The following is a 7344-nucleotide window of genomic DNA, read 5'->3' on the forward strand; positions in this document are numbered from 1 at the left end:
CACCCCGCCGGAGCCTCCGCCGCTGCCGCAGGCGCAGCCCGCGACGAAGCTGGCGCTGCTGGCCCTCGTCGTCGGCATCGCCCTGATCCTGCTGGGCGGCATCGGCGAGCTGCCGGAGATGGCGACGTTCCTGGGCGTGTGCGCCGTGGCCGGCGCGGTGGCGACGCTGGTGGCCCGGATGAAGGACCCGGACCCGGACGACCACGACGACGACCCCAACCACGGCGCGGTCGTCTGACGCTCCGGCGCACGGACCGGCGCACCGAGGCGGCAGGCGGCCGCGTTCAGGCCGCCGCGGGCACCCGCAGCGCCGCGAGGACGGGCAGGTGGTCGGTGGCGAGGACGAGGTCCCTCCCGCTCAGCCCCGGGAAGCCCTCGCCCGCGACGCCGCAGGCGAGCACCTCGACGTCGGCGGTGGCGAAGACGCCGTCGATGCGCTGGTGCGGGTTCTTCGGGACGCTGCTGAACTCGTTCCCCCACGGGCGGGTCGCCCAGCCGTCCTGGAGCCGCCCGGCCAGCAGATCCCAACCCCGTTCGCCCGGGTGCTCGTTGAAGTCGCCGCCGACGACCGAGTGGGCCACGCCGAGGCCGTCGAGATGGTCCAGCAGGAGCTGGAACTGCTCGTACCGCTCCTGGCCGTCCAGAGACAGGTGACAGCTGGTCACCGAGAACGGCGCGGCCGCGCCCAACCGGACCACCGTGGTGGCGAACCCGCGCTGGTGCAGCTCCGGACGGCGAGGCAGCCAGACGTCGTGGGTGGAGAGCGGCACCGCCCGCAGGCGGCCCAGCAGCAGCGGGCCCGCGGCCGACCTGCCGCCGCTGAGGACCATCAGGCCCGCCGAGCGGGCCAGCCAGGCGGCCTGGGGCCGGGGGAACCAGAACCGCGGCGACTCCTGGACGCAGACCAGGTCCGGCTCCAGCGCCCGCAGCACCCGCACCACCGCCGTGCGGTCGTCGCGCAGGCTGCGGATGTTGTAACTGACGACCCGGACGATCTCCGAGCCGTCCGGCTGCGGCCCGGAGGCCGGCAGCTCCCAGGCGTCCGTGCGTCGCGATTGCCGGCGAAGCGGGTCCATGCCTTCGAGTCTGGCAAAACGAACGTGCCCGCACCGGGAATCGGTGCGGGCACGTCGTGTGAAGATCTGCAGCGCGCGGGGCCGGGGATCAGACGCGGGCGAGGTCGGCCGCGCCGATGATGCCGGCGGCGGACCCGATCGTGGCGAGGACGACCTCCGCGCGGGGGCGGTGCACACCGCCGATGAGGTACTTCGCGAAGGCCTTGGCGACCGGGTCCAGCAGCAGGCGGCCGGAGTCGGAGACGCCGCCGCCGAGGACGAAGACGGCCGGGTCGAAGAGGGAGGCGAGGTCGGCCAGACCGCGGCCGAGCCAGTCGGCCAGCTCGTCGTAGACCTCGAGGGCCATCGGGTCGCCCTCCTGGGCGGCCTGGGTGATCTGACTGCCGGTGATGGTCTCGGCGACGCCCTCGTTCAGCTCCAGCATCCGCTTGCCGCGCACCGGATCGGCGGCCGCGGCCTCGCGGCCGTAGCGGCGCAGGGCGCGGCCGGAGCCGTACTGCTCCCAGCAGCCCTTGGAGCCGCAGCCGCAGGGGAGGCCGTCGGGCACCATGTTCAGGTGGCCGATCTCGCCGGCCACGCCGAAGCTGCCGCGGTGCATCCGGCCCTCGATGACGATGCCGCCGCCGATGCCGGTCCCCACCGTGACCATGATCATGTCCTGGTGGCTCGCCGCGGCGCCGAAGCGGAACTCGCCCCAGGCGGCCGCGTTGGCGTCGTTCTCGACCACCGTCGGGAGATGGACCAGATCCTCGATACGGGCCTTCAGCGGCTCGTTCTCCCAGGCGATGTTGGGCGCCATCAGGACCGTCGAACGGTCGCGGTCGATGTAGCCGGGAGCACCGACCCCGACAGCGACCACCTCGTGGTCCTCGCGCAGCTCCTTGATCGCGTCGGCGATCGCGCCGACGGCCCACTGCGGATCGGCGGGCGTCGGCACGCGGGTGCGCGCCAGGATCGCCCCGTTCTCGTCCACGACCCCGGCCGCGATCTTCGTGCCGCCGACGTCGACGCCGATGGTGAGTCCCATGTGTCCCTCAGTCTCCGGTGGATCCCCGCTGGGCGGTACCGTACATTAGCCGAAGACAGGAAGGCGAGAGTGTTCCGCGCGACTTCACAAGTCGAAAACAAATCTCCCTGTTCTGCGTCAGCTCCGGCCTGACGAGGTCTAGTCCAGGTCGATGTGTTCGGTCCCGTTCTGCTTCGGCGCGGCCCACCGGCGTTCGGAGGCTGAAACCGCAGCGCGGTACGCCGCGATCAGTTCGCCTCCCGCGGCCAGCAGGTGCCCGTAGACGGCGGGGCTCTTGCTGCGCAGCGGCGCGGCGAGATCCTGAAGCACCTCCATCGGGTCGCTCTGACCGGCGCTCAGGGCCGACACCTTCTCGCTGACCGCCCCGGCGAACCGGCGGACCTCCTCGACGAGCGGGCCCAGCTCGGCGCCGAACGGCAGCTCCGCTCCGAACGGCGACTCCGCTCCGGCGTCCTGGTGCGCGCCCGCCCCGGTCTCCTCGACCTCCTCGGCGTCCGCGGCCGGCACGTAGTCCTCGGGCACGGCGGGGGCGGTGTGCTCCTCCGGCCGCGGCGGCGCCTGCCGCTCCTGCTCGGCGAACTCGGCGACGGCCTCCGCCCACACGTCCCCGCTGCGCTCCGCGGCGTTGTCCTCGGCCATGCTCATGACCCACTCCCCTCGTCGGCGTCTACGCCTTCGACGTTACCTGGGAGAGGCGGGCCACAGGGAAGGGTCGGGTGCGAAACGCACGGTCAGCTCCCCCTCGCGCAACGCGGCGCCCGCGACGGTGCACCGGCGCAGCGCCGAGGGCAGCGGTACGGCGCGGCGGCTGCCCGCGACGCCGAGCAGCAGTTCGTCGCCCCGGCGGACCAGGTCGAGATCCCCGCGCTCGGCCCCCGGCAGCGGGATGTGCCAGACCAGCTGCCCGTCGGAGCTGTCCAGCCGGTCCGAGACCGCCCAGGCGGTCGCCTCGCGGGCGGCCAGGACCGGCCCCTCCGGCCAGGCGGCCAGCGCGGCGGGCTCGGCCAGCTCGAACAGGTCGCCGCGCTCCGGCTCGCGGCCGAGGTCCGCCACGGCGTGCACGGGCACGCCGCCCCAGGCGGTCCGGTCGGCCCAGTCGTCGGCGTTCGGCGCCTTGGCGCCGTTGACGATCACCGACTCCAGCGGCAGCTGGTGCAGGGCCAGTCCGGCCCGCAGGGCGCGCAGCGCCGCGCGGGCCCGCGGGCCGCGCGGCGGGGCCACGACCAGGCGGACGGTGGTGCCGGGCGCGTCCAACGCCGCCCGGACGTCGGCCAGTTCGGCGGAGGCCCAGGCGCGGGCCTCGAAGAGCCACTGCGCGGGCATCGGCACGCCCGCGAGACCGGCCAGCAGCGGGCGCAGCGCGCGGGCCGCCTGCCGCTCGTCCGGCAGCAGCCGGGCCAGGTAGGCGTCGAGCTGCGCGGGCAGCGCGAGTGCGGTCAGCAGTTGGGCGACGGGTGGGGCGTCGACGACCACGAGGTCGTACCCACGGGCGCCCTCGGCCGCCGTGCCCGGCAGCGTCCGCAGCAGGTCCAGCAGGGCGAGCTCGTGCGCGCCCGGCAGGGCGGACAGCTCGTCCGCCTCCAGCGGCTCCACGCCGAGCAGGTCGAACAGCGGCCCGGCCCGCTCCATCAGCCGAAGACCGGCCGCGCGGAAGGACGTCTGCTCGTCCAGCCGCAGCGCGAACAGGCCCGGCTCCAGACCGATCCGGGCGGGCTCGCCGCCCAGCCGGTGGTCGAGCAGCCCGTCCATCGCGCGGTGCGGGTCGTCGGCGGCGACGAGCAGCACCCGCTCCCCGGACTGGGCGGCCAGCGCGGCGGTGGCGGCCGCGACGGTGCTGCGGCCGGCCCCGCCCGAGCCGGTGACCAGGACCAGCCGGGGCATCGCGGGTGCGGAGGGCATCAGACGGAGAGTTCCTCGACGCGCTTCTTCAGACCGGCGAGCGCCCGGTCGATGATGACCTTCTCGGCCTTGCGCTTGATCATGCCCAGCATCGGAATCTTGACGTCCACCGCGAGCTGGTAGGTGACCTCGGTGCGGCCGCCGGCCGGGGTGAGGGTGTAGGAGCCGTCGAGCGACTTGAGCATCTGGCTCTTGACCAGGGTCCAGCTGACCTTGCGGTCGCCGTCCCAGGTGTAGGCGAGGACGTGCTCGTCCTTGATGGCGCCCGCGTCCAGCAGCAGCCGCACCTGCTCGGCGCGGCCGCCGGCGTCCTCGGCCAGGACCTCGATCTCCTTGACCTCGCCCGTCCACACCGGGTACGCGGCGAAGTCCGCGATCACGGCCATGATCGCGGCGGGGCCGGCCTCGATCGTGGTGCTCGACCTGGTGTGCTCCGCCATCGGGTGGCCTCCGCCTCTCGACCTCTTACTGCTGCCTCTTACTGCTGCCGCGAAGAGGCTATCGCGTCCGCATGCCCGCTCAGCGCCCAGTCTCCGGTGCTCATATGTCCAGAACCCAGGGGCGGCCGGTCGCGTTGAAGTGGCCGACGTTGACGCACTCGGTCCGGCCGATCCGCATCCGCCGGGCCAGCGGCTGGTGCACGTGGCCGAAGAGGGCGTACGCGGGCTGCGTCTCCCTGATCGCCTCCAGCACCGCCTCGCTGCCGCGTTCGAAGCGGCGGGCCACGGTGTCGTAGGTCAGCTCCGGGACTGCGGGCGGGATGTGCGTGCACAGCACGTCGACCCGGCCCAGCGCCGCGACCTTGGCCGCGTACTCCTCGTCGGTGATCTCGAACGGGGTCCGCATCGGGCTCGGCAGCCCGCCGCCGACGAAGCCGAAGACGAGGCCGCCGAGCTCGACGGTCTCGCCGTCCAGCACGGTGACCCCGGCCCGGGAGAACTCCGGCCACAGGCGCGGCAGGTCCACGTTGCCGTAGGTGGCGTAGGTGGGCGCGGGGAAGGCGGCGAACAGCTCGGCGTACTGACGGCGCACGGCGCCCTCGATGGCGTCGGCGCGGTCCATGCCGACGCCGGCCCACAGCTCGGCGGAGAAGGCGCGCGCGTCCTCGAAGCGGCGTTCGGTGCGCAGGCGGACCAGCTCGGTCGCGTTGGCCGCGCCGAACAGGTCGGGGAAGATGCCCCGGCTGTGGTCTGCGTAGTCGAGGAAGAGCAGCAGATCACCGAGACAGACCAGTGCCTCCGCCCCCTCCCCGGCGCGCGCCAGCGCCTCGCTGTTGCCGTGCACGTCGCTGACCACATGGACCCGCATGGGCCCAACCCTAGGCCCCCACTACGCTGGGCAGCAGTGTGACCCTGGAAACACCTGGCCGGTACATCTACCCCTTTGGTCCTACCCGCTAGTAACGTCCTGGCGTCCCAGCAGCGTCGCCGTGGCAGCGCCCAGGTCGGTAGATGGAGCAGAGCCCTGGCCGGACGGCGCGAGATGATCGAGGAGCAAGCTTTGCGCGAGTTCAGCCTTCCGGCCCTCTACCAGGTGCCGAGCGGCGGAAACCTCACCGATCTCATCCATGCCAACGCCGAGCGGTATCCCGACCTGCCACTCGTCGCGCGCAAGGTCGACGGCGCCTGGCAGGACCGCACCGCCACCCAGTTCCTGGCCGAGGTGCGGGCCGCCGCCAAGGGCCTGATCGCCGTCGGCGTCGGCCCCGGGGACCGGGTGGGCCTGATGGCGCGCACCCGCTACGAGTGGACCCTGCTGGACTTCGCGATCTGGTGCGCCGGCGCCGTCACCGTCCCCGTGTACGAGACGTCCTCGGCCGAGCAGGTCGAGTGGATCCTCGGCAACTCCGGCGCGGTGGCCTGCGTCGCGGAGCTGCCGCGGCACGAGGCCGTCATCGCCGAGGTGCGCGAGCGGCTGCCGCAGCTCAAGCAGGTCTGGCAGCTGGAGGCGGGCGGCCTCGAGGAACTGGCGAGAGCCGGGGCGGACGTCTCCGACGCCGCCGTCGACGAGCGCCGCGCCACCCTCAGCCCGGACACCGTCGCCACCATCGTGTACACCTCGGGCACCACCGGCCGCCCCAAGGGCTGCATGCTCACCCACGCCAACTTCATGTCGGAGCTCGGTAACATCACCGCCCGCCTGGAGCCGCTGTTCCGGCCGGGCCACGCCTCGATCCTGCTCTTCCTGCCGCAGGCGCACGTGCTGGGCCGGATCGCCGAGATCGCCGCCGCGATGGCGCCGATCCGCATCGGCCACGTCCCGGACCTCAAGGAGGTCACCGCCGAGCTGGCCTCGTTCCGCCCGACGCTGATCCTCGGCGTGCCGCGCGTCTTCGAGAAGGTCTACAACGCCGCGCGCGCCAAGGCACAGGCGGACGGCAAGGTCAAGATCTTCGACCGCGCCGCCGAGACCGCCATCGCCTACAGCCGCGCGCTGGACACCCAAGGCGGCGCCTCGCTCGGCCTGAAGCTGCGCCACCGCATGTTCGACGCCCTGGTCTACAGCAAGCTGCGCAACGCGCTGGGCGGCCGGGCCACCCATGCCATCTCCGGCGGCGCGCCGCTGGGCGAGCGGCTCGGCCACTTCTACCGCGGGATCGGCTTCACCGTGCTCGAGGGCTACGGCCTGACCGAGACCTGCGCGGCCACCGCCTTCAACCCGCACGACCGGCCGAAGATCGGCACCGTCGGCCAGCCGCTGCCGGGCTCCGCCGCCCGCATCGGCGAGGACGGCGAGATCCTGCTCAAGGGCCCGCAGGTCTTCACCGGCTACTGGGAGAACCCGGAGGCCACCGCCGAGGCCCTGCACGACGGCTGGTTCGCCACCGGCGACATCGGCGAGCTCGACGACGACGGCTACCTGAAGATCACCGGCCGCAAGAAGGAGATCATCGTCACCGCGGGCGGCAAGAACGTCGCCCCGGCCGTGATCGAGGACCGGGTGCGCGCGCACCCGCTGGTCGGCGAGTGCATGGTCGTCGGCGACGCCCGCCCGTTCATCGCCGCGCTGCTCACCGTGGACCCGGAGTTCTTCCCGACCTGGAAGCAGCTGCACGGCAAGCCGGAGCAGGCCACCGTCACCGACCTGAAGGACGACGCCGACCTGCTGGCCGCCCTCCAGGCCGCGATCGACGACGGCAACGCGGCGGTCTCGCACGCCGAGGCGGTCAAGAAGTTCCGCGTCATCGACACGGTGCTCTCGGAGGACTCCGGGCACCTCACGCCCTCGCTCAAGCTCAAGCGCGCGGTCGTGATGAAGGACTTCGGCGCCGAGATCGAGGCGCTGTACGCGAAGTGACGCCGTGACGGCGAGGGGGGCGGGGCCGTCGGCCCCCCCCCCCCC

7 protein-coding genes and 1 pseudogene are annotated in these 7344 nt (G+C 73.2%); 2 read left to right on the forward strand and 6 right to left on the reverse strand.

Annotation, left to right across the window (positions count from 1 at the left end; translation table 11 throughout):
* Positions 1 to 238 (forward strand): annotated as a pseudogene (locus TR48_RS43390) (hypothetical protein); the annotation flags it as partial.
* Between the two features lie 46 nt (positions 239 to 284).
* Here the strand turns inward: TR48_RS43390 and TR48_RS19595 are convergent.
* The 6 genes from TR48_RS19595 to TR48_RS19620 form a co-directional block, all read right to left on the reverse strand.
* Positions 285 to 1076, reverse strand: a complete 792-nt coding sequence (locus tag TR48_RS19595) for an endonuclease/exonuclease/phosphatase family protein (RefSeq protein WP_042369099.1) — start codon at positions 1074 to 1076, stop codon at positions 285 to 287.
* An 88-nt stretch (positions 1077 to 1164) separates the two neighbouring features.
* Positions 1165 to 2103 carry an ROK family glucokinase gene (locus TR48_RS19600; protein ID WP_042369101.1) on the reverse strand — a complete coding sequence of 313 codons (939 nt, stop codon included), beginning with the start codon at positions 2101 to 2103 and terminating at the stop codon, positions 1165 to 1167.
* Positions 2104 to 2241: 138 nt separating this feature from the next.
* Positions 2242 to 2748, reverse strand: a complete 507-nt coding sequence (locus TR48_RS39010) for a DUF5304 family protein (RefSeq protein ID WP_052442795.1) — start codon at positions 2746 to 2748, stop codon at positions 2242 to 2244.
* A 36-nt stretch (positions 2749 to 2784) separates the two neighbouring features.
* A complete protein-coding gene (locus tag TR48_RS19610; RefSeq protein ID WP_236652227.1) occupies positions 2785 to 4002 on the reverse strand; it encodes an ArsA family ATPase in 1218 nt (405 codons plus the stop codon).
* Complete coding sequence (locus TR48_RS19615) at positions 4002 to 4442, reverse strand: SRPBCC family protein (protein ID WP_042369103.1); 441 nt, start codon at positions 4440 to 4442, stop codon at positions 4002 to 4004. The genes TR48_RS19610 and TR48_RS19615 overlap by 1 nt, the downstream gene beginning before the upstream one ends.
* Before the next feature lie 100 nt (positions 4443 to 4542).
* The gene (locus TR48_RS19620) at positions 4543 to 5310 is read right to left on the reverse strand and encodes a metallophosphoesterase family protein (protein WP_042369105.1); all 768 of its coding nucleotides are present in this window, start codon (positions 5308 to 5310) and stop codon (positions 4543 to 4545) included.
* Between the two features lie 192 nt (positions 5311 to 5502).
* Here TR48_RS19620 and TR48_RS19625 point away from each other — a divergent pair, with 192 nt between their 5' ends.
* Entirely contained in the window at positions 5503 to 7299 is a 1797-nt protein-coding gene (locus TR48_RS19625) for an AMP-dependent synthetase/ligase (protein WP_042369107.1), read from the forward strand.
* Positions 7300 to 7344: the final 45 nt, after the last annotated feature.

The sequence above is a fragment of the Streptacidiphilus neutrinimicus genome, assembly GCF_000787815.1.
Taxonomy (GTDB): Bacteria; Actinomycetota; Actinomycetes; order Streptomycetales; family Streptomycetaceae; genus Streptacidiphilus; species Streptacidiphilus neutrinimicus.